At 64.0% G+C, this 23,620-nt stretch carries 19 protein-coding genes; 6 read left to right on the top strand and 13 right to left on the bottom strand.

All coding sequences use genetic code 11. The features are described 5' to 3' along the window. The 6 genes from P9254_RS16260 to P9254_RS16235 form a co-directional block, all read right to left on the bottom strand. A partial coding sequence (locus P9254_RS16260; protein ID WP_278056981.1) for a VCBS domain-containing protein occupies window positions 1–1,364 on the bottom strand: 1,364 nt, incomplete at its 3' end. A 461-nt stretch (window positions 1,365–1,825) separates the two neighbouring features. Next, window positions 1,826–2,677, bottom strand: a complete 852-nt coding sequence (locus P9254_RS16255; protein WP_127215101.1) for a patatin-like phospholipase family protein — start codon at window positions 2,675–2,677, stop codon at window positions 1,826–1,828. Further along, window positions 2,674–3,999: a M16 family metallopeptidase gene (locus tag P9254_RS16250; RefSeq protein WP_278056998.1), complete on the bottom strand. Its 1,326-nt coding sequence runs from the start codon at window positions 3,997–3,999 to the stop codon at window positions 2,674–2,676. The genes P9254_RS16255 and P9254_RS16250 overlap by 4 nt, the downstream gene beginning before the upstream one ends. 245 nt (window positions 4,000–4,244) lie before the next feature. Next, entirely contained in the window at window positions 4,245–5,606 is a 1,362-nt protein-coding gene (locus P9254_RS16245) for a M16 family metallopeptidase (protein WP_278056979.1), read from the bottom strand. Between the two features lie 125 nt (window positions 5,607–5,731). Further along, window positions 5,732–6,286 carry a 16S rRNA (guanine(966)-N(2))-methyltransferase RsmD gene (rsmD, locus tag P9254_RS16240; RefSeq protein WP_278056997.1) on the bottom strand — a complete coding sequence of 185 codons (555 nt, stop codon included), beginning with the start codon at window positions 6,284–6,286 and terminating at the stop codon, window positions 5,732–5,734. After that, the gene (locus P9254_RS16235; RefSeq protein WP_278056977.1) at window positions 6,267–8,345 is read right to left on the bottom strand and encodes a pseudouridine synthase; all 2,079 of its coding nucleotides are present in this window, start codon (window positions 8,343–8,345) and stop codon (window positions 6,267–6,269) included. Before P9254_RS16235 ends, rsmD begins: the two co-directional genes overlap by 20 nt. A gap of 181 nt (window positions 8,346–8,526) precedes the next feature. Here P9254_RS16235 and P9254_RS16230 point away from each other — a divergent pair, with 181 nt between their 5' ends. Continuing rightward, the gene (locus tag P9254_RS16230; RefSeq protein WP_066996659.1) at window positions 8,527–8,988 is read left to right on the top strand and encodes a nucleoside deaminase; all 462 of its coding nucleotides are present in this window, start codon (window positions 8,527–8,529) and stop codon (window positions 8,986–8,988) included. Between the two features lie 85 nt (window positions 8,989–9,073). Here the strand turns inward: P9254_RS16230 and P9254_RS16225 are convergent, their stop codons facing one another. Together P9254_RS16225 and ileS are read right to left on the bottom strand one after the other, a co-directional pair. Next, window positions 9,074–9,751, bottom strand: a complete 678-nt coding sequence (locus tag P9254_RS16225) for a hypothetical protein (protein ID WP_082953915.1) — start codon at window positions 9,749–9,751, stop codon at window positions 9,074–9,076. A 250-nt stretch (window positions 9,752–10,001) separates the two neighbouring features. Beyond that, window positions 10,002–12,986 (bottom strand): isoleucine--tRNA ligase, encoded by a 2,985-nt coding sequence (ileS, locus tag P9254_RS16220; protein WP_278056975.1) that lies wholly within the window; start codon window positions 12,984–12,986, stop codon window positions 10,002–10,004. Between the two features lie 53 nt (window positions 12,987–13,039). Here ileS and P9254_RS16215 point away from each other — a divergent pair, with 53 nt between their 5' ends. Further along, window positions 13,040–13,237, top strand: a complete 198-nt coding sequence (locus tag P9254_RS16215) for a hypothetical protein (RefSeq protein WP_067325119.1) — start codon at window positions 13,040–13,042, stop codon at window positions 13,235–13,237. 1 nt (window position 13,238) lies between these two features. On the opposite strand, the gene P9254_RS16210 is transcribed toward P9254_RS16215, so the two are convergent. From P9254_RS16210 to P9254_RS16200, 3 genes are all read right to left on the bottom strand, one after another. Continuing rightward, entirely contained in the window at window positions 13,239–14,036 is a 798-nt protein-coding gene (locus tag P9254_RS16210) for a MipA/OmpV family protein (protein WP_278056973.1), read from the bottom strand. 135 nt (window positions 14,037–14,171) lie between these two features. Then, a complete protein-coding gene (locus P9254_RS16205; protein ID WP_066996644.1) occupies window positions 14,172–14,384 on the bottom strand; it encodes a hypothetical protein in 213 nt (70 codons plus the stop codon). A gap of 23 nt (window positions 14,385–14,407) precedes the next feature. Further along, window positions 14,408–15,958, bottom strand: coding sequence for an acid phosphatase (locus tag P9254_RS16200; protein WP_278056971.1), 1,551 nt, complete (start codon window positions 15,956–15,958; stop codon window positions 14,408–14,410). Window positions 15,959–16,101: 143 nt separating this feature from the next. Here P9254_RS16200 and P9254_RS16195 point away from each other — a divergent pair, with 143 nt between their 5' ends. Further along, window positions 16,102–16,656: an HdeD family acid-resistance protein gene (locus tag P9254_RS16195; protein WP_066996639.1), complete on the top strand. Its 555-nt coding sequence runs from the start codon at window positions 16,102–16,104 to the stop codon at window positions 16,654–16,656. Window positions 16,657–16,842: 186 nt separating this feature from the next. Here the strand turns inward: P9254_RS16195 and P9254_RS16190 are convergent, their stop codons facing one another. Together P9254_RS16190 and P9254_RS16185 are read right to left on the bottom strand one after the other, a co-directional pair. Beyond that, window positions 16,843–17,826 (bottom strand): bifunctional riboflavin kinase/FAD synthetase, encoded by a 984-nt coding sequence (locus P9254_RS16190; protein ID WP_278056969.1) that lies wholly within the window; start codon window positions 17,824–17,826, stop codon window positions 16,843–16,845. A gap of 47 nt (window positions 17,827–17,873) precedes the next feature. Continuing rightward, window positions 17,874–18,734, bottom strand: coding sequence for a TIGR01459 family HAD-type hydrolase (locus P9254_RS16185; RefSeq protein ID WP_278056968.1), 861 nt, complete (start codon window positions 18,732–18,734; stop codon window positions 17,874–17,876). Window positions 18,735–19,032: 298 nt separating this feature from the next. Between P9254_RS16185 and P9254_RS16180 the strand changes: the two genes are divergently transcribed. The 3 genes from P9254_RS16180 to P9254_RS16170 all read left to right on the top strand — a co-directional run bounded on the left by P9254_RS16180 (window position 19,033) and on the right by P9254_RS16170 (window position 23,521). Next, the gene (locus tag P9254_RS16180) at window positions 19,033–20,994 is read left to right on the top strand and encodes a pilus assembly protein TadG-related protein (RefSeq protein ID WP_278056966.1); all 1,962 of its coding nucleotides are present in this window, start codon (window positions 19,033–19,035) and stop codon (window positions 20,992–20,994) included. 25 nt (window positions 20,995–21,019) lie between these two features. Continuing rightward, on the top strand, window positions 21,020–22,993 hold the full coding sequence (locus P9254_RS16175) for a pilus assembly protein (protein ID WP_278056995.1): 1,974 nt from the start codon (window positions 21,020–21,022) through the stop codon (window positions 22,991–22,993). A 99-nt stretch (window positions 22,994–23,092) separates the two neighbouring features. Beyond that, window positions 23,093–23,521, top strand: coding sequence for a YybH family protein (locus tag P9254_RS16170; protein WP_278056964.1), 429 nt, complete (start codon window positions 23,093–23,095; stop codon window positions 23,519–23,521). The last annotated feature ends 99 nt before the right edge of the window (window positions 23,522–23,620 follow it).

Below are 23,620 nucleotides of genomic sequence, written 5' to 3'. Positions count from 1 at the left end.
GCCGCCGTGTCGGCTTCGGTCACCGACTTCGAGTCCGAGCTCACCGTCGCCGCGTCGTTGGTGCCGGTGATGGTCACGGTTACGACCTGCGTTGCCGCCGAGCCATGGCCGTCGTTGACCGTTACGGTGTAATGCTCGACCACGCTCTGGCCGGCAGCGAGATACTGCGAAGCCCCATTGTTGAGGGCGTAGTGCCATTGCACCGAGCCGTTGGCGGCGTTCGCGGCTTCACTGACAGGGTCAAGCGAGAAGGTGCCGAGCGCAGTCTCACCGGCGGTCGGTGTGAACGACGCAGTGTGGCCATCGCTGAGGTCGACGTCGTTGAAGGTGATCGTGCCGGCGGCGTTGAGCGAGTCAGTCGCCGAAGGTGTCGTGTTGGCATCCTCAACGACCGCACCGTTCTGTGCGCCGCTGGTGATCGAGACAATGTCATTCGTTCCAGTGATGGTGATGGTCAGCTGCGCCGTATCCGTCAACCCATCCGGGTCACGGACGGTGTATGTAAACACCTCAGTGACTGTGACGCCCTCCGCCAGCGCGTTGGTGTCCACATCACCGTTGTTGAGCGTGTAGGTGTAGGTTCCATTCGCGTTCAGAACCAGCGAGCCATAGGTGCCCACCAACGGAGATCCGACGGTGCCCGCATTTCCAGATCCGGATTCTGCGCCCGTTCGGACCGCCGACACGACGAGAGACGCCTGGCCATCGTCTGCATCCGTATCGTTGGACAGCACGTTGCCCGCGGCTGTGGGATCGCCCGCTACAGGTGTATTTCCCGGGCCGACACCGGCCTCGCGCACCGGATCCGCGGCGTTGGTGTCGTCAATTCCGACAGGTGAGCCTGGGTCACGGGCGACGAAAACCTGCTCAATCGCGGAGACTTTCAAATTGATGCTGGTGAAGGTGAATTCTGGCTGCCCCGCCTGGCCGGTATTGGTGTTCGAATTTGCGGTGATAAAAGCGCGAAACTGAGCGATCTCGCTGTTAAGCGTCGCCATAAACGAGGAGTTGTTGAGCTGGTCATTGCTCAGGTAGATGAAAAGCGTATCGATCTCGGCGGTGCCTTTGGCGGCGCTTCCGTTGCCGCCATCATAGACATCGTAGCCGGAAAAGGTGGTTTGCCCGGTCGTTGTGCCCGTGCCGTAAACCTGGCCGCCAATCTTGTACTGATTTTCCCACGCTCGATAAATGAGCTTATCCGCGCCGGAGCCGCCAAGCACTGTATCGAAACCGCTGCCTCCGTCGAGCGTGTCGGCGCCAGACCCGCCATTCAGACGGTCGCTTCCGGCGCCCCCGGACAGAATGTCATCTCCGCTGCCGCCAACCAGATTGTCGTTGCTGCTCGTGCCAACGGTTGTGGCCATCTTTCATCCCCCTGGCAGACGCGCTCCGCGCCTGCTCGTTGGCCGTCGAAGACGGCTGACTACCCCATGCCGAATGGATCGGCGCCCAGTCTTACGGGGAGAGGATCAGAATGTGCCATGCAACCAGGCGCAACCCGACGGTCCGGCCCGTGAACGGCCAGCCCAAAAGGCGATTCACAGACAGGTGGTGGCTCGATGGTGACGGCTACGACGGCGATAGATCGCCGCGTTGCTTTTCCCCTACCCCAGTAGCGCCGAAACTCGTTGTTGCCGGTCGGGAGATTATTCGCGCTACCCTATATATTAGGATATTATTAACTCTACCGCAGCGCGCGTCAATGTCGAATTCGAAGAAGAGTTAATGACAAAATGCGTACTTGTACGCAGACATGGATAAACTGCATCGCACAGGCAAATAGAACTCGGTCCTTCCACGTAGCGGATCAGGCCTGTCCCACCGCTCACACCGCCTTGCCGAGCTTGCCGCCGCGCTCGGCGACCGCCTTCTCGACGGCGCGCTTCAGCTCGTCCTTGATCTCGACGGTGTCGGCCATCAGCGTCTCGATCTTCAGGAAATCGAGCACGCGGTATTTCGAGACGGCCGGACGGATAAGAATATTCGGCGGGTGCTGCCGCAGCTTGTTGGCGATGATCGACTGCATCATCAGCTGCGTGGCGCCATACATGAGGTCGACCGTGGTCGGATGCTTGCGTTCGACGTCGCTCGGCGCCCCGACCACGTCGATGGCGATGATGATGTCGGCATCCTTCTCGACCAGGTCGAAGGGCACCGGGTTGTAGATGCCGCCATCGATCAGCAATCGGTCGTCGCGCATCACCGGGCGGAACACCGCCGGAATGGCGGCCGAGGCCGCCAGCGCCGATTGCAAATCGCCCTGCGAGAACACCGCGAGCTTGTGGCCGAAATAGTCGGTCGCCGTCACCTTGAGCGGAATCTTCAGCTCTTCGAAGGTCGCCGGAATGGCGTCAGGCAGGAAGGCCTTCAGGATGCGCTCGATATTGAACTGGCCGACGCGGATGCCGCCCTGCATGGCTTCCGCGATCGTGCCGGGCCGCGAGCGCCACATGCGCGCGGCCACCTCAGCGCGGCTGCCGAGGATCAAGCGGCTGTACTCGTGGATCTCCGCCCCTCGCATGCCGGCGGCCATGCCGGCGCCCATGATGGCGCCGATCGAGGAGCCGGCGATCGCAACCGGTTTTATCCCGAGCTCGTCCAACGCCTCGATGGCGTGGATATGCGCCAGCCCCCGCGCGCCGCCGCCGCCGAAGGCAACCGCGAAGGTCGGGCTCATCCCTTGCGGGCTCCCGCCACCTGCACCAGCGGCGGTCCGATCACCATTATCGCCGGGTCGGCCGACAGAAGCTTCCTTGCCGCCGCCTTGACGTCTGCAAGCGTCACCGCATTGATCAGCGCGGCGCGGCGCCTGATGTAGTCGATGCCGAGATCGTCGAGCTGCAGCTCGACCAGCGTCGCGGCAATGGAACTGGAGGAGTCGAGATTGTTGATGGCGTAGGCGCCGATCATGTATTTCTTGGTCGCCGCGAGCTCCTCCTCGGTCGGGCCGTTCTCGGCCATCTCCTTCACCACCTGACGCACAATGGCGAGCGTCTCGGCGGCGCGGTCGGAACGCGTCGCCGTCGTGACCAGCAGCGCGTTGGAATGCTCGTGATCGACGAGATCGGAGCTGACGCTATAGGCAAGGCCGCGCTTCTCGCGCACCTCCTCGTGAAGCCGCGACGTGAAAGTCGAGCCGCCGAGGATCTCGTTCATCAGCACGGCCGCGTAAAAATCGGGATCGCTCCGTTTGACGCCGGGCCAGGCAAGCTGCAGCGAGGTCTGCGGCAGATCGTAGTTCACTTCCAGCTGCTGGCCGAGCTTCAGCGACACGTCCGCCACCTGGGCCAGCGTCTGCGTCTGCGGCAGGTCGCCGAACACCTCGTCCAGCTTGCCGGAGAGCGTGGCGGCGTCGATGTCGCCCACCACCGCCACATGCAGGCCGGCGCGCGCGAAACTCGCTTTGCGAAAGGCCTTGAGGTCGGCGGCCGTTATGGTGGCCAGGCTCTCCTTCGTCCCCTCATCCGGCCGCGCATAGGGATGCTTGCCATAGATCGCGCGCAGCCAGCGCTGCTGGGCGATCGTGTTGGGGTCGCGCTCATTGGCGAGAATGCCCGAAAGCATCTGGGCGCGGATGCGGTCGATCGGCGCCTGGTCGAAGCGCGGGCTGTTCACCGCCAGCTTCAGCAGGCCGAACGCCTCGTCCTTTTGATCGGACAGCATGCGCATCGAGCCATAAAGGCCGTCGCGTGCAGCCTGAAAACTCATCTCGGCGCCGGCGTCGTCCAGCTTCGACTGGAAGGCCTCGCTGTCGAGGTCGCCGGCGCCCTCGTCGAACAGGCCGCTCATCAGATTGACCAGACCTTCCTTGCCGGCAGGGTCCTGCGCGGTGCCGCCGTCGAAGACGAAGCGGATGGCAACCAGCGGGATCGAATGGTCTTCCACCAGCCAGGCGGTGATGCCTTTCTTCGACTTCACCTCCTGGATGTTCATCTCCGCGTGGGCGGCCAGCGCCGGCAAGAGCAGGAAGAATAGGGCAAAGCAGAGGGTTGCGACGATACGGTAGACCCCACCTTCTCCCTTTGTGGGAGAAGGTGGATCGGCGCACAGCGCCGAGACGGATGAGGGGTGCTGGAAGGAACGAGACTGCAGCGATTTCGAGCATGCCGCCAAGCTGGAGCACCCCTCATCCGGCCGCTTCGCGTCCACCGCCCGGGGGCGAGCCACGGGTCTCGCCCCGTCCCTCGGACCCCACAAGGGGAGAAGGGAAGAAGCGCCCATTCGTCCACGTTCCATGCTCATCATCAATTCCCCGCCTGTTGTTGCGGCAGGAGATAGCCGGTCGTCGAACGGTCTAGCACCAGGTAGCGGGCGGCCGCGGCCTTGACCTCTGCGGCAGTGACCTTGCGGATGCGGTCGGGCCATTCCTCGACATCCTTCACGTTGCCGCCGGAGGCGAGCGTCGAGCCGTACATATTGGCCATGTCGTCCTGCTTGTCGCGGGCAAAGATCATCGAACGGACATAGCGGGTCTTGGCCCGCTCCAGCTCGTCACCGGTCACGCCGTCCTTGGCAATGCGCGCGACCTCGGCATCGACCGCCGCTTCGACGTCGGAAAGCTTGGCGTCGCCGCGCGGCGAGCCATAGACGGTGAAGTTGGTGGCGTCGAGCATGGTGCCCTGAAAGAACGCGCCGGCCCCGGAGGCGATGCCCTGCTTCACCACCAGCTGCTGGTAGAGGCGGCTGCGGTTGTCGCCGCCCAGGATTTCGGCCAGGAGATCGAGCGCCTCCGCCTCGCCGGGCTTGGCGGTGTGATAGGACGGGACCACCCATTGCGTGGAAAAGCTCGGCACCGAGACGCGCGCATCGGTCAGCGTCACGGTGCGCTTGGTGTTCTGCTCCGGCTCGACCGGGCGGATGCGCGGCCGCAGGTCCGGCCCGCGCGCCACCTTTCCGTAAGTCCTTTCGGCCATTGCCTTCACCGCGTCCGGATCGACGTCGCCGGCGACGATCACCACGGCGTTGTTCGGCCGGTAGAAGGTGTCGTAGAACGCCTTGGCATCCTCGCGGTTCAATTGCTCCATCTCCTGCATCCAGCCGATCACCGGAATGCGGTAGGGCTGGTTCTGCCAGAGCGTCGCGTCGACCTCCTCGTCCAGCACTGCCTGCGGATCGTTGTCGATGCGCGAGCGGCGCTCCTCCAGGATAACGTCGCGCTCGGTCTTGATGACATCGTCGGTTAGGACGAGGTTGCGCATGCGGTCGGCCTCGAACCCCATCATCTCCTCGAGCGCCGAAGGCGGCACCGTCTCATGGAAGGCGGTGTAGTCGTAGGAGGTGAAGGCGTTGTTCGAGCCGCCGATGTCGGCCACGGCGCGGTCGAACTCGCCGGCTGCGTGGTTGCTCGTAGCCTTGAACATCAGATGCTCGAAGAAATGCGCGATGCCGGATTTGCCGGGCGGCTCGTCGGCGCTGCCGATCTTGTACCATACCATATGAGTGACGATCGGGGCGCGATGGTCCGGAATGACGACGACTTCCAGGCCGTTCTCGAGCAGGAAATCCTTGACCTCGGCTTCGTCGGCAGCGCGTGCCGGAGCCTGCGCCGCGAACGCCAGCGCGCCCGCAAGGAATGCTGCGCGCAGGCCTCTGGTGTTCAATGTCATCAAATGCTCCGGTTTCGGTCGCGCGACGATAGAAAAGGTTCCATGGCGAGGCAAAGTGATTTGTTCGTCATTTTCGAGGCGCGTGCGTCATTTCCTTTTCCCTTGCGGGAGAAGGGACGTGCCCCTCACCCCACCTCGACAAACCGGATCACCGTGTCGCCATAGCCGCGCTCTTCCACCACGGAAAAACCGGCGCCCGGTTCGAACGGCGCGGACGCCGCCTCCTCGACCACCCAGAGCGCGCCGGGCAGGAGCCAGCCGCCGGCCTTTGCCGAGCGCAGCGCCCGCTCGCCGAGGCCCTTGCCATAGGGCGGGTCGGCAAAGACCAGGCCGAAAGGCGACAGCGTGCCGGCTTCGCCCAAATGGCTCGCGTCGCGGCGGAAGATTTTGGTCCGGCCGGTGAGCCCGAAGGCCTCGACATTGTCGCGGATCAGCCCGCGCCCTTCCGCCGATTCCTCGATGAAGACGCAGTAGGAGGCGCCGCGCGACAGCGCCTCCAGCCCGAGCGCGCCGGTGCCGGCGAAGAGATCGAGCACACGGCCGCCTTCGAGCTTTTCGGCATAGCGATGCGCCAGCACGTTGAACACCGCCTCGCGGGTGCGATCGGTGGTCGGACGGATGGCATTGGAACGCGGCGTCGCCAGCGGACGCCCGCGAAACTCACCGCCGACGATCCGCATTGCCACCCCTCGGCCCCTTCGGACCCCGCGGCCGTTCGCCGCCGCTTCCCTCCGGCCGATCGTCTCTTGGCTTGCCGAACGGCTTGCCCTTGCCGCCCGGCCTGAACGACGCCTTCCGCGCCTTCGCTTCCGCGGCCTTCGCGGCGTCGGCCTCCGCCCTGCCTTTGCCGATGGGACGCGCGCCCGGCGCCATCCAGACATTGGCCTTGCGCTGGCCGGGCGGTTCGATCGGCCGCGGTTCGCCTTTCTTGCCGCCGGCCTTGCCGCCGAAGCCGCGCTCGGACTTGCCGAAGCCGCGCTCGGATTTGTCGAAGCCAGACTTGTCGAAGCGAGACTGGGGACCGCGATCGCCGAAGGCTCGCTCGGGCTTCGTCGAAAGCTTGCTCAGCGCCTCGTCGCGGCTGCCTTCACGGCGCTTGCGGGCCTTGATCAGCCCGCCCTCGCCGATCGGCCGGCGGTCGCCCTCGCGCGTGAATTTCGGCCGCTCGTCGTCATCGCGGCGCGACTCGCTGCGTCGCACCGGCTTGTTGGAGAACGGTTTTTGGATCTCGGCGTCGAAATTGGCGCCGGACTCTTCAACCAGCCGCTCGCCGAGCTGCTCGCGCAGCGTGCGGCCCTTGATCTCCAGCACGTGGCCCTCGGGCAGCTCGTTGAGCTGGAACGGCCCGTAGGAGATGCGGATCAGCCGCGTCACGTCCAGCCCCAACGCGCCGAGAATGTTCTTCACCTCGCGGTTCTTGCCCTCGCGCAGGCCGATCGTCAGCCAGGCATTGCTGCCCTGCTCGCGGTCGAGCGAGGCCTCGACCGAGCCGTAGAACACGCCGTCGACGGCAATGCCGTCGCGCAAGGCGGTGAGCTTGCTCTCCTCGACCTTGCCGTGGACGCGCACGCGATAGCGCCGCAGCCAGCCGGTGGCCGGCAGTTCGAGCACCCGCGACAGCCCGCCGTCATTGGTCAGCAGCAGCAGCCCTTCGGTGTTGATGTCGAGGCGGCCCACGGTCATCAGCCGCGGCAGATCGGCCGGCAGCACGTCGAAGACGGTCTTGCGGCCTTCGGGATCGCGGTTGGTGGTGACCACGCCTGCCGGCTTGTGGAACAGGAACAGCCTTGTGCGCTCGATCGGCGGGATCTCCGTGCCGTCGAGATGGATGACGTCGTCGGGCATGACGTTGAGGGCCGGCGACGACAGCACCTTGCCGTTGACCTTGACGCGGCCGGCGGCGATGAGTTCCTCGGCGTCGCGGCGCGAGGCGATGCCGGCGCGCGCCAGCCGCTTGGCGATGCGCTCGCCGGCCTCCGGCGCTGCTTCTGAGGGCCGCGGGCGCGGCTTGAAGCCGCCTTCCGGCTTTCTCGCGGCGCTGTCGCGCGGCGCTCGATCGGCGAAATCCCGCTTCGGGCGCTGCGCGAAGTCGCCTCCGTCTTCGCGCTGCGGCCGGTCGGCCAAGTCGCGCTTGGGCCGATCGCCGAAATCCCGCTTAGGCCGATCGCCGAAGTCGCGCTTGGGGCGATCGAAGCGCCGTTCGGCGCGTTCGCCTTCGGCGGCCATCGGCCGGTCGCCGCGCGGCGTGTAGGGCTTGCGCCCTTCGCGCTTGTCGAAGGGTTTGCCGTCGCGCGGCGGACCTTTGCGGAACGGTCGTTCGCCACGCTCTCCACCTTCGCCCCCGTCACGAGGCTTATAGCTGCGTTTGAAATCGCGGCGCTCGCCTTCCGCGGCCGCTGGCCGATCGCCACGTGGCGTATAGGGCTTGCGGGCGCCATCGCGTTTTTCGAACGGCTTTCCCTCGGGGCGCGGTCCTTTGCGGAACGGTCGTTCTCCGCGTTCCGCGCCCTCGACGGCGCGCGGCTTGTAGCTGCGCTTGAAATCGCGCGCGGGGCGCTCGCCATCGGCGGCCATCGGCCTGTCGTCACGCTGCGTGTAAGGCTTGCGCGCGCCATCGCGCTTCTCGAAGGGCTTGCCCTGCGAACGCGCTCCCTGGCGGAACGGCTTGTCGCCGCGCGGCGTCGGTTTCGATCCGCCTTTGCCCGGCCCTTTGCGTGATGATTTCTTGTCGTCGTCCATATGGATCTTGCTCTTCTTGGACTGCCGCGGCGTACGCGCCCGGTCGGACACGTTATGCAGGCAGTGTCATCTTGATTTGCGCATGCAGCAGCGCGGCAAAAACCGATTCCGGTTTTCAGGGTCACGCGCTAGATAACAGGATCACCGTCGGGTGGCGAGGAGTAATCGGAATGCAAAGCGCGTGAAGCGGCCGGATTTCATGGCTTTGGCGCTCAAGGAAGCCGAAGCGGCCGCAAGCCGGGGCGAAGTGCCGGTCGGCGCGGTGATCGCCAACGGCAACATTGTCGTGGCCAAGGCCGGCAACCGCACGCGCGAGTTGGCCGATCCGACTGCGCATGCCGAAATGCTGGCGATCCGCGAAGCCTGCCGGCAACTCGCCAGCGAGCGGCTTACCGGTCACGATCTCTATGTGACGCTCGAGCCCTGCGCCATGTGCGCCGGCGCCATTTCGTTCGCGAGACTCCGCCGGCTCTATTTCGGCGCGGCCGACGAGAAGGGCGGCGCGGTGGTCAACGGCGTGCGCTTCTTCGCCTCGCCCACCTGCCACCACGCGCCGGACGTCTATTCCGGCTTGGGCGAAAGCGAAGCGGCCCTCATCCTGAAGGAGTTCTTTCGCGAGAGGCGGAATGGCAGTGAATGGTGAATGGTTGACGCAAGCAGTGAGTAGCAAAGAAGCAGGTCGTGAGTAGTGAGCAACAGAGACCTATTCGCAATTCGCTATTCGCTACTTACAGCCCCAGCCAGTCAAACCAGCCGCCGCCCTTCTTGCCTTCCGCCTGCGCCTTGAGCCGGCGCTCCTTCTTGTACTCGTCCTCGCCGAGCTCGTTTTGCGGCGCGGTGTCGGCGGCCTGACGATAGGCAAGCGGCGGCTCGCTCAAATACTTGCGGACATTGGGATTGCCCTGCTTCTGCTCCGCGAGGCGGCGCTGGATCTCGGCGGTTCGGGTCGCGCTGGAATCGTCCGGCGACCAGCGCGGCGGATGGCTGGATGCAGAATCGGCCAAAGCCTTCTTCACCGCCACCGGGTCGGTCTGAACGTCCTCGACCGCTTCCGGCTGGTAGTTCGGGTCGTTCTGGTGGGCGGTCGCGTCGGCGCGAATGCGGGCGCGGCGCGCCTCGGGCGATTCGGGCCAGTCGGCGCTCGCCGTCTGGATGCTTTCCTGCGGTGGCGGCAGAGTTTCCTTCTGTCCCGGCGCAGGCTTCACCAGGTCCGGGCGCGGCTTATAGTCGATAGGATCGCGGCGCTTCGGCGTGATCGCGATGGCGCCCGAAACGTCGTCGGCGAGTTGCTCGGCGGCGGTCTTGTCGGTTCCGTAGGTCGGAGAGCCGACGCAGCCCGACATGGCTATGGCCGATGCCACAAGCGGCGCCAGCAGCGCGGCGCGCGCAAACGTTCTTTCGGTCATGCCAAAAAGTCCCACTTTAAAGCCTTTCGGTCGCCACCGGTCACAGGGGCGGCGCGGTCCCCTTCTTCCCCGCGTTTGCGATGGAAATCCGGCGACAATTTGTCTGCCGGAGTGTCGCGTGTTTACCTCAACCACTTGTCAAGGGCAACGCGCGGGCGAATTTGCGCCGCCCGGCGTGGCACTTTTGCACTTATTTCATGGGTGCAAATCGTTAGCCCAAAACCGCTGCGCACTCTTGGGCGACATGCACCTACAAACGACCGAGTGCCCTCAGTTCACGCAGCACGGCAGCATCGCGGGCCGAGACATCGCGAAATTCCGGATCCTGCCCGACATCGGCCGTATAGCGCCAGGAGCGCGCGCATTTGACCAGACCGCGATCCTCGGCCTTCTCGACGACGACCGCGACGCCCTTGACGTCATCCAGCGTGAAAGCGCCTTGCGGCGCCTTGCCATGGCTGATGACCAGATCGCTGGTGATCGCCATCTCGGCCATGTCGACATCGGCGACGGCTGCTTCCAGCGCCGCATCGTCGATGGTGACCACCGGCACGGCTTCCAGCGAGGAGCCGATCAGTTTATCGGCGCGCGCGATCTCGAGCGCGCCGGTGACGACGCGGCGCACCTGCCGGACCTTGCGCCATTTCTCGGCCAGCGCCTCGTTCCTCCAGTTATCGGGAATGGCCGGGAACTGGTCGAGATGCACCGAGGCGGCTTCGGGGTGACGGTCGAGCCAGGCCTCTTCCATCGTGAAAGGCAGCATCGGTGCCAGCCACTTCACCAGGCATTCGAAGAGATGGCGCACGACCTGCACTGCCGCCTTGCGGCGCAAGCTGGACGGCGCGTCGCAGTAGAGCGCGTCCTTGCGGATGTCGAAATAGAAGGCCGAAAGCTCCACCACCATGAAGTCGAGCAGCGCGCGGGTGATGCGCTTGAACTCGAAGGCGTCGTAGCCCTGGCGCACCGCCTCGTCGAGTTCGGACAGCCGGTGCAGCATCAGCCGCTCCAGCTCCGGCATCTTGTCCAGCGGCACGTCCTCGCCATCGTCATGGGCGAGCGTGCCCAGCATCCAGCGAATGGTGTTCCTCAGCTTGCGGTAGGCGTCGATATTGGTCTGCAGCACGTTCTTGCCGAGCCGCTGGTCTTCCCAGTAGTCGGTCGTCACCACCCAGAGCCGCAGGATATCGGCGCCGGACTGTTTTATCACGTCCTGCGGCACGACCGTGTTGCCGAGCGACTTCGACATCTTGCGGCCTTCCTCGTCCATGGTGAAGCCATGGGTGATGACCGTCTCGTAAGGCGCCCTGCCCCTCGTCCCGCAGCTTTCGAGCAGCGAGGAGTGGAACCAGCCGCGATGCTGGTCCGAGCCTTCGAGATAGACGTCGGCCGGCCATTTGAGGTCGGGCCGATCCTCCAGCGTGAAGACATGCGTCGAGCCGGAATCGAACCAGACGTCGAGGATGTCCGTCACCTGGTGCCATTTCGAGGCGTCGTGGTTGCCGAGGAAGCGCTCCTTGGCGCCCGGCGCGAACCATGCGTCGGCGCCCTCCTGCTCGAAGGCGTCCATGATGCGCTGGTTGACCGCCTCGTCCTTCAGCACATTGCCGTCGGCATCGGCGAAGACGGCGATCGGCACGCCCCAGGCACGCTGGCGCGACAGCACCCAGTCGGGGCGCTCCTCGATCATGGCGCGGATGCGGTTCTGGCCGGCCGCCGGCACGAAGCGCGTGTCGTCGATCGCCTGCAGCGCGCGGCTGCGCAGCGTCGCGCCGTCGCCGAGGTCCTTGTCCATATAGACGAACCATTGCGGCGTGTTGCGGAAGATGACGGGCTTCTTCGAGCGCCAGGAATGCGGATAGCTGTGCTTCAGCCGGCCGCGCGCGAACAGCGCGTTGCGCTTGATCAGTTCCTCGATCACCGCCTGGTTCGCGTTGCCCTTCTTGCCGTTGTCGTCGATGACGCGCGCGGGGCCGCCCTCGTGGTCCGGACCGAAGCCCGGCGCGTCCTTGGTGAAGAAGCCGGCATCGTCGACCGGGAACGGGATCGAGGTGTCGACGCCGCGCTTGATGAGTTCGGCCACCGCATCCATCCAGGCATCGAAGTCCTCGCGGCCGTGGCTGGGCGCGGTGTGCACGAAGCCGGTGCCGGCATCGTCGGTGACGTGCTCGCCGGCGATCATCGGCACGGGGAACTCGTAGCCGCCGCCCAGTCCTCTGAAAGGATGCGAAAGCGTAAGACTTGCAAGCTGTTCAGGGGAGACGTTGTGAAGCCGGTTCAAGGTGACCTTGGCTTTGGAAGCGGCGTCCTCCGCCAGCGCATCGGCGAAGATCAGCTTCTCGCCGGGCTGCGGCCCGAAGCTGTTCTCGGCCGCGGTCACTTCGTAGAGGCCATAGGCGACGCGCGGCGAAAAGCTGACAGCGCGATTGCCGGGCAGCGTCCAGGGCGTCGTCGTCCAGATGACGACATGCGCCTCCAGCAGGTCGAGTGCCGTCCCATTCAGCGCCGGCGCGGCATCGGCGGCGTCGACCGGCCGGGCAAGGCTCGCCACCGGGAACTTCGCCCAGATCGTGTCGCTCTCATAGTCCTGGTATTCGACCTCGGCCTCGGCGAGCGCGGTGCGCTCGACCACGCTCCACATCACCGGCTTCGAGCCGCGATAGAGCTGGCCGGACATGGCGAATTTCAAAAGCTCGCCGGCGATCCGCGCCTCGGCGTGATAGGCCATGGTCGTATAGGGATTGTCGAAATCGCCGATGACGCCGAGCCGCTGGAACTCGTCGCCCTGCACCTTGATCCAGTGGGCGGCGAAGTCGCGGCATTCCCTTCGGAACTCGTTGACCGGCACCTCGTCCTTGTTCTTGCCCTTAGCCCGGTACTGTTCCTCGATCTTCCACTCGATCGGCAGGCCGTGGCAGTCCCAGCCCGGCACGTAATTGGCGTCGTAGCCGCGCATCTGGAAGGAGCGGTTGATGACGTCCTTAAGGATCTTGTTGAGGGCGTGGCCGATATGGATGTTGCCATTGGCGTAGGGCGGGCCGTCATGCAGCACGAATTTCTCTCGACCGGCGGCTTCATCGCGCAGCTTGCGGTAAAGCTCCATGTCCTGCCAGCGCCTGACCAGGCCGGGCTCCTTCTCGGGCAGGCCGGCGCGCATCGGGAAATTGGTCTGCGGCAGGTAAAGCGTTTTGGAATAGTCGATGGTTTCAGCAGTATCGGTCACGGGGGTGTCGGTCATTGGTCTGCCATGTGCATTGCCCGTTGGCAAAATAGCTCGGGCGTTGAACTATCATGATCTGGAAAAAGCGCGAGGGGGCCGCGCGCAAAAGTCCCGGCGGCTCCGGCGGCGCTCAGGCCACCCGGAACACCGGGCCCGTAATTCGTATCGCGATCGCAAAAAGGCGCGAAAAGCTCGTCATGGCGTGGCTTTTAGCGGATGCCGCGGCAGGAATAAAGCGCGGATTTCAAGCCAAAGCGCCGGTATTTTGACTTACATCGAGAAATTGAAACGGTAGGTGGTCGACACGCCAACGGTCCACTGATCGCGGTCGCCGCGCTCCTTGACCAGACTGGAATCGGCCGCCGGCCCCATCAGGCGGGAATATTCGGTGAAGACGCTGGCCGTCATCGGCTCGGTCACTTTCCAGGTGATCGCGCCGCCGAGCCCGGTCGACTTCAGCCCGCCGCCCGGATGGTATTCGCTGAGGCCCGAGGCCGCAGCTTCCGTGGCGTTGACGCCGTAATAGGCGTCGAAATAGCCGGCCGAGGCGAAGGAGACACGGGGGCCGCCGGAAATGCGGACGGTCGGGGTGACGTCGTAGAAGGCGTCCGCCGCGATGTCGGCGACGAAGCCGTTATGGGCGCGGATGCCGTGTCTGAGCTCCGCCCGAGCCCGTACCCAATCCAGCGGATAGAATTCGAAGAAGCCGCCGACCTCGCCGCCCCAGCGCACAGGGTCGAGGCCTTGCAATTCGTCCTTGCTGGAACGCGAGAACAGGAACTTGCCGGTCAAGCCGGCGCGCACGCTGCCGTCGTCGATCAGCGCCAGCGAGATGTTGTCGTTGCGCGAGGTGAAACGCGCCTCCGGCCCTGCCTTGCCGAGCGAGATGATGGGCTGGGCGCTCAGCATATATTTCTTGCCGCCCTCGAAATTCGGGGCAACGAGACCGGTGGCGCCGAGCGTCAGGTACCAGTCGCCGGAAATCCAGCCCCCCTCGCCGGCCTGGGCAGAGGTGACGGCCATCAGGCCAGAGGCGAGAACCAGCGGAATCGTCCCGACAATACGCATCGTCAACCCTTACGCGAAACAGGCCGGCAGGAACACCGGGCAGCGCAGAAGGCATGGCGTCAGTGCGGTAAATTTTGACTTAAGATCCGTAACAGAGACGGCGCGGACCGCCAGCATGGAGATCGGCCGCCCGGCTCAGCTGCCGCGCGGCGCATGCGACATGTCCAGCAGCTTGGCCACGGCCTTCGAGCCCTTCCCCGCGACGCGTGCCGATCCGTCGTCACCAACCTCAACGGTGGCGCCGCTGGAGAAGCTAAGCGACCAACCATCACCTTTGGCGTTGCGGCGGCGGTCGGTGAGCTCGATGCCGGCAGCCGTGACCAGCGCGACGATCCGGTCGGCGTCCATGTTGGTCCTCCGAAAACGCGCCCTCAATTCAGGTCAAGCCCGCCGGTAAGATCGCCGAGCGGCGGCTCGCCATGCGCGGCTACGGCCTTGTCGCGAACCACGATGCCGTGCAGGACCGGCAATTCGAAACGCTCGGTGATGAAGCGCAGGATCGACGTCGTGTCATAAGGGGTATGATCGACATAGCCGCGCTTGGCGAAAGGCGAAATGATGATCGCGGGAATGCGCGTGCCCGGTCCCCAGCGGTCGCCCTTTGGCGGTGCGACGTGATCCCAGATGCCGCCGTTCTCATCATAGGTGACGACGACCAGCATGTGCGGCCATTGCGGGCTCTTTTCCAGATGAGCCACGACGTCGGCGATATGGCGGTCGCCGGCCTGGATGTCGGCATAGCCGGAGTGCTCGTTGAGATTGCCCTGCGGCTTATAGAAAGAGACCTGCGGCAGGGCGCCGTCGTCGATGGCCTGGATGAAGCTCGCGCCAGTCAACCCGGCGTCGCGCAGATGTTCGCGCCTGGCCTCGGTGCCCGGAGCGTAATTGGCGTAATAGTTGAACGGCTGATGATGATATTGGAAGTTCGGGATCGGTGTTTTGTTGCCGTGGTCGAGCGTGTACTGCCAGGCTCCGGAATACCACGCCCAGCTTATGTGCTTGAGGCTGAGCATGTCGCCGATGGTCGGTTCCGTCTGCGGCGGCAGCGTGGTGGGCTTGGTAGGATCCGCGAGCAGCCGATCGCCGCCGGGCGCCGGATCGTTGCCGCTCGGCTGATATGGCGGCTGCATGGTGTTCACCGCGTAGAAATCCGGCGTCAGGTTGCCGTCGGAGACGAATTTCGGGATCCCGTCGCGCGCCGATTTCGGCGAATTGTCGGCGATCTTCAGCGCTGTGCCGCTAGCGTCCGTCACCGCGATCGACGGCTTGGCCGGGCTCTTGTCGGCATTCGCGTAGTACGGCGCGCAGGCGCAGATCAGCCACTGGTGATTGAAGAAGGAGCCGCCGAAGCCGCCCATGAAGAAATGGTCAGCGAGCACGTATTTTTGCGCAATGGCCCACATATCGGTCTTGGAGGCGTCCCAGTTGCTCATCGGCATCGCGCCTGAATCGCCCCAGGCGACGAACATGTCGTTCTTGCCACCGTTGATCTGCATCTGGTTCTGGTAAAAGCGATGCCACAGATCATGCGTCACGACGCTGAGCGGCACGTTGAACCCTTTCGGGTCGTTCACCGTGAACGGTTCGTTCGGAAGGTGCTCGGTCATTGCCTGCGTCACCGGCGGCGTGACGCCCTTGGCGGTCAGCCCGTCCCAGACCGGCGGCAGCTCTGACAGGACCGAGCCGTCACGGTCGCGCTGCTGCAAGCTTTCCTTGCTCGCCTTGTCGATGCCCTCGGCACCCGGAAAATGGCCATAGAGATTATCGAAGGCGCGGTTCTCTGCGAAGATGACGACCACCGTCTCGATCTTGGCGATGCCGTCCGGCGGATCGCCGGGCTGCGCCGCGAAGGCGGGAGGCGAAGCGACAGTGGACAGGGCGAGAGCCGAGGAAAACAGGGCGAGCCCATAGGATCGCTTCATCGCCGTACCTCCATTGCGCAAAGTCAAATGACACCAGCTTCGGTGCATCTTGGCAATAGCCACCGCGCTGGACGGGTGATCACATCGGGATTACCTTCCTTCAACCGCAGGATGCGCGGCGAACTCTGCAGGGAGACGAAGCCATGAGCTTGCAAGGCAATACCCTGGAAGACGCGATCGGACGCACGCGCGACAAATGGGGATGGTTCGTGGCGCTCGGCGTGCTGCTGCTGATTTTCGGCGGCATCGCCTTCGGCAATCTCTTCATCGCCACCGTCGCTTCGGTCTATGTCGTCGGCTGGCTGATGCTGATGGCGGGCGTCATCGAGATCATCCATGCTTTCGGCGTCAAGACCTGGGGGCGCTTCTTCTACTGGTTGCTCAGTGGCCTGCTCTATGCCGTCGCCGGCTTTTTCGCCTTCTACAACCCACTGCTCGCCTCGGCGGTGCTGACGTTTCTGCTCGCCGTCGCGCTCATTGCTTCCGGGCTGCTGAGGGCCTGGGTCGCCTGGAACCACCGGCCGCAGCAAGGCTGGGGATGGCTGCTGGCAGCCGCGATCATCACCATCCTGCTTGGCCTGATCATCGCCATGGGCTGGCCGGTCAACAGCCTGTGGGTGCTCGGCATGTTCCTGGCCGTCGACCTGGTCTTCCAAGGCTGGAGCTTCATTGCCACCGGGCTGGCGCTCAAGCGGTAGGTTACTCGACCTTCGCGATCGGCCGAAGCCTGCCCAACATCGTCATCCCAGGCGAAACAGAGGCTCCGTCGCGAAGACCCTGGGATGACGACATGAGAGGGCGTTTCGCCAATCGCCAAGGTTTGCAATCTGCTAGCCGGACGCAGGCGCTTTGACGCTTCTCTTCGCCACCGCGCCTTCCAGACCTCAGAAACAGATGGCGGCGTCCAGCTCCGATAGCGGACGCACACCTGCGAGCAGCGCCCTCGCCTCGGCCTCGTCGCGCTTCATCTGCGCGACCAGCGCATCAAGCCCATCGAATTTGAGCTCGGGGCGCAGATAGCCGAAGAACGACACCTGGCAGATCTCGCCATAGAGATCGCCGGAGAAGTCGAAGACATAGGTTTCGAGCAGCGGCGCGCCATTATCGTCGACGGTCGGCCGGCGGCCGAAGCTGGCGACGCCGTCATGGAGCGTGCCATCGGCGCGGCGCAAGCGGACGGCGTAAATGCCTTCCTTCAGAGTGGCTTCCGGCGAAAGCTTCATATTGGCGGTTGGAAAGCCAAGCGTGCGGCCGAGCTGCTGGCCGGCGATCACCTCGCTCTCGACGGTGAAGCGATAGCCGAGCAGGCCGGCTGCTTCCCCGACCTTGCCTTCGCAAAGCAGGGCGCGGATGCGGCTGGACGAGACCACCTCGGCACCTTCGTCGCGGAAGGCGTCGACCAGCGTGACGCCGAAGCCGTGGCGTTCGCCGGCAGCCATCAGGAAAGCCGGGCCGCCCTGGCGGTCCTTGCCGAAGTGGAAGTCGAAACCGGTGACGGCATGGCTGACGCCCAGCCTGTTTTCCAGCACATCGGTCACGAATGCCTCGGCCGAGAGCGCGGCGAAGTCGCGCGTGAACGGCTGCTCGACGAGGGCGGCAAAGCCAAGCCTGGCCAGGAGCCGCGCCTTCATCGGCGGCGGCGTCAGCACGAAGAGCGGCACGTCCGGCCTGAATACCTTGCGCGGGTGCGGCTCGAAGGTAAGCACCAGGGCCGGCACGCCGCGGCGCCCGGCTTCGGCGAGCGCCCGTTCCAGCACCGACAGATGGCCGCGGTGGACGCCGTCGAAATTGCCGATCGCCACGACGCCGCCGCGCAGATGGCCGGGCAACGGCGTGACCGCCGAAATCCGTTCGAAATCGTGCGTCATGTCGACCTGCGTGATGTCGGGGCGCCCGTCATGGTCCGGCTTCCCGCCTATTGCAGCCGCGGGATGACGGCGACCGGGCGATAACCGTGCGTCGTGAGGAATCCCGCCAGCCTTTCGGGATCCGGCCGCAGCGGGTCGCCATAGTCGCGCGCATGAATCCCGCCCGAGACATAGAGCACGTCGAACCCGTTGTCGGCGGCACCCTTGACGTCGGTCATCATGCCATCGCCGATGGCGAGAACCTGTTTGCGCTCGGCCGCGTGGCCGAGCAGCCCGGCGACCTCCTTCATGGCGAGGTTGTAGATCGGCGCGAAAGGCTTGCCGGCGATCAGCGTGCGGCCGCCAAGCTGCGCGTAGTCGCGCGCCAGCGCGCCGGCACACCAGATGGTGCGCTCGCCGCGCTCGACAAGGATGTCGGGGTTGGCGCAGATGAAGGGCAGGTTGCGGGCACGCAGCCGCTGCAGCAGTTCCGCGTATTCGGCGGGCTTCTCCACCTCGTCGTCATAGAACCCGGTGCAGACGACGCCGGAGGCTTCGAATTCCTCCACGAGTTCGACGTCCAAGCCGTCATAGAGGGTGAAGTCGCGCTCGGGCCCGATGTGGAAGATCTTCCTCGGACCCTCGGCGATCAAGTCGCGCGTGACGTCGCCCGAGGTGACGACACGGTCGTAGGCATCTGCCGGAACGCCTATCGTATGCATCTGCGCAACGACGTCGTCGCTGCGCCGCGGCGAATTGGTGATCAGCACCACCGGCACTTTTGCCGCGCGCGCCCGAGCAAGCGCCTCCGCGGCGACGGGGAAGTGCCATTCGCCATTGTGCACCACGCCCCATACGTCGCACAGGATGGCCGCGTAGTTTTCCGTCAGATCGGTGAGCGAAGCGATGATGTTTGGCGAGTCCGCCATGCCGTTATCCTGAGACTGGTCTAGGCAAAGCCGCGACAGCCATCCTTTTGGTTCGGAGGCCGCCACGGCCGGTCCCGCATAACCGAAGCGCTCCATCCTGTCACCAGCTTTCGCCATCGCCGCCGGGACGAGCCGCGACCACGCCCGTTCGGAAGCGCAGGGTTAACACGCCGTCAAAATGGCGGTGCGTGCTTGAACGTTTCGGGCAAGCTGAAATTTAAGGATCTATGACCATGGTAGCACCGAACTAGGACCATGGTCGTATACCGGTATGGGTCTTTTGCGGGGGCTGAGCGCAATGATCGGCAGATTTATAGGCGACAAGCGGGGCAACTACGCCCTGTTGACAGTCATCACGATGGTGCCGCTGATGGGTGCCGTGGCACTGGCCGTCGATTTTACGGAACTGGTTAGAGAGAAGCAGGAGACGCTCAACGCCCTAGATGCTGCTGGGGTCGCGACAGCGCAACAGATCGTCAGCGGAGCGAGCGACGCGGACGCGAAGGCCTACGCCAAGCAGTTCTTCGAGGCCAATCTCAGGCACGTGTCTCCGGCCAACACGACGCTGACCGTCACGCTGCCCAACAACAATGCCGGCGGCGGCACCCTGGTCCTGGAGGCGTCCCTGAAATATCACCCCTATTTCCTGCCGGCGGCGGCGATGCTGCTCGGCGGGACTGCGGGCGACCACGTAGTCAATGTTTCGGCGAGGTCGGAAATCCGACTTAAGAACACGCTGGAAGTGGCGCTCGTGCTGGATAATTCCGGATCGATGTCGACCCTGGGCTCGGGAACCGGGCAGAAGCGTATTGACCTGCTAAAAGCCGCCGCCAAGCAGTTGGTCGACACGCTGGCGCTGCAGGCCCAGCAGATGAAGCAGATCTCCAAGCCAGTGCAGTTCTCGCTGGTTCCGTTCTCTGCCTCGGTCAATGTCGGGCCGACGCATGACGGCGACAGCTGGATGGATCAAGATGGTATCTCCCCGGTCCAGCACGAGAATTTCGACTGGACGACGATGAGCGCCGCCAACGATCCGAACAAGTACGCCGAGAAGGTCAATGGCGCCTGGTACAAACGCGGTGACGGTTGGGGCGATACCAAGGGTGAGCCCCTGACCCGCTTCAGCCTTTATGCCGACATGACCGTGGAATCGGGTCGCGAAGAGGTGCCGAACTCAAAGCAGTACATCTGCGACGCGTACAACAAAAAGGGCAAATGCACCGACGGACATTGGACTGACCCGCAATATGTCTACACTACCAGCCGCTATGCGAGTTGGCAGGGGTGCGTCGAAGCGAGGCCTTATCCCTACAACGACGACGACACGACGCCGACCACGTCCAATCCTGCGACGCTCTTTGTGCCCATGTTCGCTCCGGACGAGCCCGGCACGCTGTGGCGCGACTTCAACCGCGACGGCACGAATGATGTCAACAGCTTGAGCTACGGCTACGAGAACAATTGGTGGGCAGACTGGCCTTATTCATTAAACCCAACCGCGGTTCAGCGGCAATCGGACATGCGGAAGTACTTTCTGGTGAAGCCTTACGGTTCGACTTCGGCCGGTGCCGGTGACGGCCCGAACGCAGCCTGCACCACCAGTCCAATCACGCCCCTCAAGGACGTCACGGTGAGTGCGCAGAAGCAGCAACTGACTGACGCCATCAATGCTATGGCGCCAACTGGCAATACGAACGTACCCGAGGGGCTCGCCTGGGGCTGGCGGACAGTCTCAAGCAACGAGCCCTTCACCGAAGGTCGGCCAAACAACGAAAAGGGCAACGACAAGGTCGCAATCGTGCTGACCGACGGCGCCAATACCTACAGCGCGATCAGCGACGCCAGTTACGCCAACAACCGTTCCACCTATGCGGCCTATGGCTATACAGGCAAAGTCAATTCCGCACTGGCAAGCGTCACGCGCCTGTTCATGAATACGAGCACCGCGGTGCCTAAGACCACCTATACGGACGGCAACTACACCGCCGCGCTTGACGAACAGATGCAGACGCTATGCGCCAATGCCAAGGCGGCCGGGATCATCGTGATGACGGTCTCGCTCGATTTGGTTGACACCAAGGCGGACGAGAAGAAGGCCATGGCTGCGCTAAAGGCTTGCGCTTCCGACTCCCGCTTCCGCAGAGACCCTGCCGACCCGAGCAAGCCGGCGAAGCTATTCTGGAACTCGACCGGCGCCACGCTTTCGGACGACTTCAAGGCGATCGGCAACGAATTGTCGAACCTGCGCATCGTCAGCTGATCCGAAAGAGAACCGCTTGCTGAAGATGCGCGAATTCTGGCTTCGCTTTTGCAGCGACCGGCGCGGCAACTATGCCCTGATGACGGCGATCGCCATGGTGCCGCTGATGGGCGCCCTCGCAATCGCGGTCGACTTCACCGAACTCAACCGTCAGAAACAGATGGTGCTCAACGCGCTCGATGCGGCGAATTTTGCCGCCGCAAGGCGGTTGGCGGAAGGCGCCACCGACGACCAGATCAAGGCCTATGCCGTCGACTTCTTCAACGCCAACCTCAACACCATCGACCCCGCGGACGTAGCGCTCAACATCACCCTGCCCACCAGCCAGGCCGGCGGCGGCTTGCTGACAATGAGCGCCACGCTTACCTACCATCCCTATTTCCATCCGGCTTCGGCAATGCTCGTCGGCGTCGACGAAGTCGACGCGAAAAAGCCCGTTGAGATCGAGATGAAGTCACAGGTGCGCTTGAAGAACACACTGGAAGTGGCGATGGTGCTCGACAATTCGGGCTCGATGTCGACGAAAGGATCCGGCACGGGGCAGAAGCGCATCGACCTGCTCAAACAGGCCGCCAAGCAGTTGGTCGACACGCTTGCGCAGCAGGCGGCGCAGATCAAGCAGATCGACAAGCCGGTCCAGTTCAGCCTGGTGCCCTTCGCGGCTTCGGTCAATGTCGGGCCCGATAACGACAACGCCTCCTGGATGGATGTCTACGGGCTGTCGCCGGTCGCCAACGAGAATTTCGACTGGTCGACGCTCAACGCCGCCGACAAGCACGCCCAGAAGATCAACGGCATCTGGTACAAGAACGGCACCGGCTGGGGGACCGAGGAAGGCCAGGCACTGACCCGCTTTTCGCTCTATCGCGACATGAAGGTGGTCACCAGCCACGAGCGCATCGTCGGCAGCAAGCGCGTCGTCTGCGACGAATACCGGTCCAACAACACCTGCAAGCGCAGCCACAACGAATACGACTACAACGACACCTACGGCCCGTTCGCGAGCTGGCAGGGCTGCGTCGAAGTGCGTCCCTACCCTTACAATGTCGACGATACGCCTGCGTCCGGCGGGCCGAACAACACCGGCATCGGGGTCGGCGACCCGGCGACCATGTTCGTGCCGATGTTCGCGCCCGACGAACCCGGCAACCACTGGAAGGTGACGCAAGATCCCGACGAGCCGAACCCGGTGACCTACGGCGCCGCCAACAGCTGGTGGAACGACGATCCGTCGAGCACCACCGGCAAGACGCGCCAATCCAATATGGCCAAGTATTTCATGCCGCGGCCGATCAATGCGCCGGTGCTGGCAACGGGCGCCGGTCCCAACTACAGCTGCACCACGACGCCGGTCACGCCGCTCACCGACGTCACCACCGCGGACGGGCTGGCCGCGATCAAGGCGGCTGTCGACCTGATGCAGCCCAACGGCAACACCAACGTGCCGGAAGGCATGGCCTGGGGCTGGCGCACCGTGTCCAGCACGGCGCCCTTCACCGAAGGGCGGCCGGAGACCGAACGCGGCAACGACAAGGTCGTCATCGTGCTCACCGACGGCGAGAACACCTATTCGACGGTGAACTCCGATCCGGCCGGCAACAAATCGACCTATGCGGCCTACGGCTATACCGGCGTCGGCTACAAAGGCACCTCGGTCACCCGCCTGTTCGGCGGCACCTCCAGCGACATCGGCCAGTTCAACTATTCCTCGGGCAATTACACCAACGCGCTCAACGAGCAGATGGCCAAGCTCTGCGACCACGCCAAGGCGGCCAACATCATGGTGATGACGGTTGCGCTCGACATGTCCGCGACCGACGCCGGCGACAAGCAGGCGATGGACGCCCTGAAGACCTGCTCATCCGACTCCCGCTTCCGCAAGGATCCCGCCGACCCCAGCAAGCCCGCCAAGCTTTTCTGGAATGCAACCGGCGCGACGCTGTCCGACAATTTCAAGGAGATTGCGAACGAGCTATCGAATTTGCGCGTGGTGGGATAAGGATATAAACTGACGCCGGCGCGCCAAGAAGCGAAAAGGCAGGATCAGGGGCTTGATTTCAGATAGTATTCTCTTTCCCCTTTATCGGAGGATGCTGAGATGCTGTCAGACCTCGCGAAACTCATCGAGCAGGATCATTTAGCCCTGGATGCCTTCGTCAAGGGCAATCCCGAACCATTGAAAAGTCTCTTCTCACAACGGGATGACGTCGTCATCGCCAATCCATTCGGCCCGCCGGCAAAAGGATGGAAGAAGGCTGCCGAAACGATGGACCGTGCCGCTACCAACTACCGAGACGGAGAGGTTATCGGCTTTGACCGTATTTCCGAGTACGCAACGACCGACTTGGGTTACATCATCGAGATCGAGCGGGTCCGATCCAAGGTCGGCGGCAGCGACAAGCTTGTTCCGATCTCACTTCGAACCACCACTATATTTCGGCGGGAGAAAGGCGCGTGGAAGATCGTCCTTCGTCATGCCGATCCTATAACCTCGCCTCGTCCGGCAGCCTCGATCGTCGGTGAGTAGAGAGGCTACCAAAGCCTGCGGCGCTGCTCGACCTGGCGCAACGAACGGCGCCGGCAAGTCCCTTGCGCTCGTGCGCGGCACAAGGCACATGTCCGTCCC

It is taken from the genome of Mesorhizobium sp. WSM4983, from assembly GCF_029625765.1.
GTDB lineage: Bacteria > Pseudomonadota > Alphaproteobacteria > Rhizobiales > Rhizobiaceae > Mesorhizobium.
Note: the sequence above shows the minus strand (reverse complement) of the source record. Positions and strands in the feature narration are given on the sequence as shown.

Bases quoted from the DNA above. Each gene is read 5' to 3' on its own strand.
- P9254_RS16255 (WP_127215101.1), bottom strand. From the start codon at position 2,677: ATGAGCCCGACCTTCGCGGTTGCCTTCGGCGGCGGCGGCGCGCGGGGG.
- rsmD (WP_278056997.1), bottom strand. From the start codon at position 6,286: ATGCGGATCGTCGGCGGTGAGTTTCGCGGGCGTCCGCTGGCGACGCCG.
- P9254_RS16245 (WP_278056979.1), bottom strand. From the start codon at position 5,606: ATGACATTGAACACCAGAGGCCTGCGCGCAGCATTCCTTGCGGGCGCG.
- P9254_RS16170 (WP_278056964.1), top strand. From the start codon at position 23,093: ATGCTGTCAGACCTCGCGAAACTCATCGAGCAGGATCATTTAGCCCTG.
- P9254_RS16200 (WP_278056971.1), bottom strand. From the start codon at position 15,958: ATGAAGCGATCCTATGGGCTCGCCCTGTTTTCCTCGGCTCTCGCCCTG.
- P9254_RS16210 (WP_278056973.1), bottom strand. From the start codon at position 14,036: ATGCGTATTGTCGGGACGATTCCGCTGGTTCTCGCCTCTGGCCTGATG.
- P9254_RS16205 (WP_066996644.1), bottom strand. From the start codon at position 14,384: ATGGACGCCGACCGGATCGTCGCGCTGGTCACGGCTGCCGGCATCGAG.
- P9254_RS16225 (WP_082953915.1), bottom strand. From the start codon at position 9,751: ATGACCGAAAGAACGTTTGCGCGCGCCGCGCTGCTGGCGCCGCTTGTG.
- P9254_RS16185 (WP_278056968.1), bottom strand. From the start codon at position 18,734: ATGGCGGACTCGCCAAACATCATCGCTTCGCTCACCGATCTGACGGAA.
- P9254_RS16235 (WP_278056977.1), bottom strand. From the start codon at position 8,345: ATGGACGACGACAAGAAATCATCACGCAAAGGGCCGGGCAAAGGCGGA.
- P9254_RS16180 (WP_278056966.1), top strand. From the start codon at position 19,033: ATGATCGGCAGATTTATAGGCGACAAGCGGGGCAACTACGCCCTGTTG.
- P9254_RS16175 (WP_278056995.1), top strand. From the start codon at position 21,020: ATGCGCGAATTCTGGCTTCGCTTTTGCAGCGACCGGCGCGGCAACTAT.
- P9254_RS16215 (WP_067325119.1), top strand. From the start codon at position 13,040: ATGATCTGGAAAAAGCGCGAGGGGGCCGCGCGCAAAAGTCCCGGCGGC.
- P9254_RS16195 (WP_066996639.1), top strand. From the start codon at position 16,102: ATGAGCTTGCAAGGCAATACCCTGGAAGACGCGATCGGACGCACGCGC.
- P9254_RS16190 (WP_278056969.1), bottom strand. From the start codon at position 17,826: ATGACGCACGATTTCGAACGGATTTCGGCGGTCACGCCGTTGCCCGGC.
- ileS (WP_278056975.1), bottom strand. From the start codon at position 12,986: ATGACCGACACCCCCGTGACCGATACTGCTGAAACCATCGACTATTCC.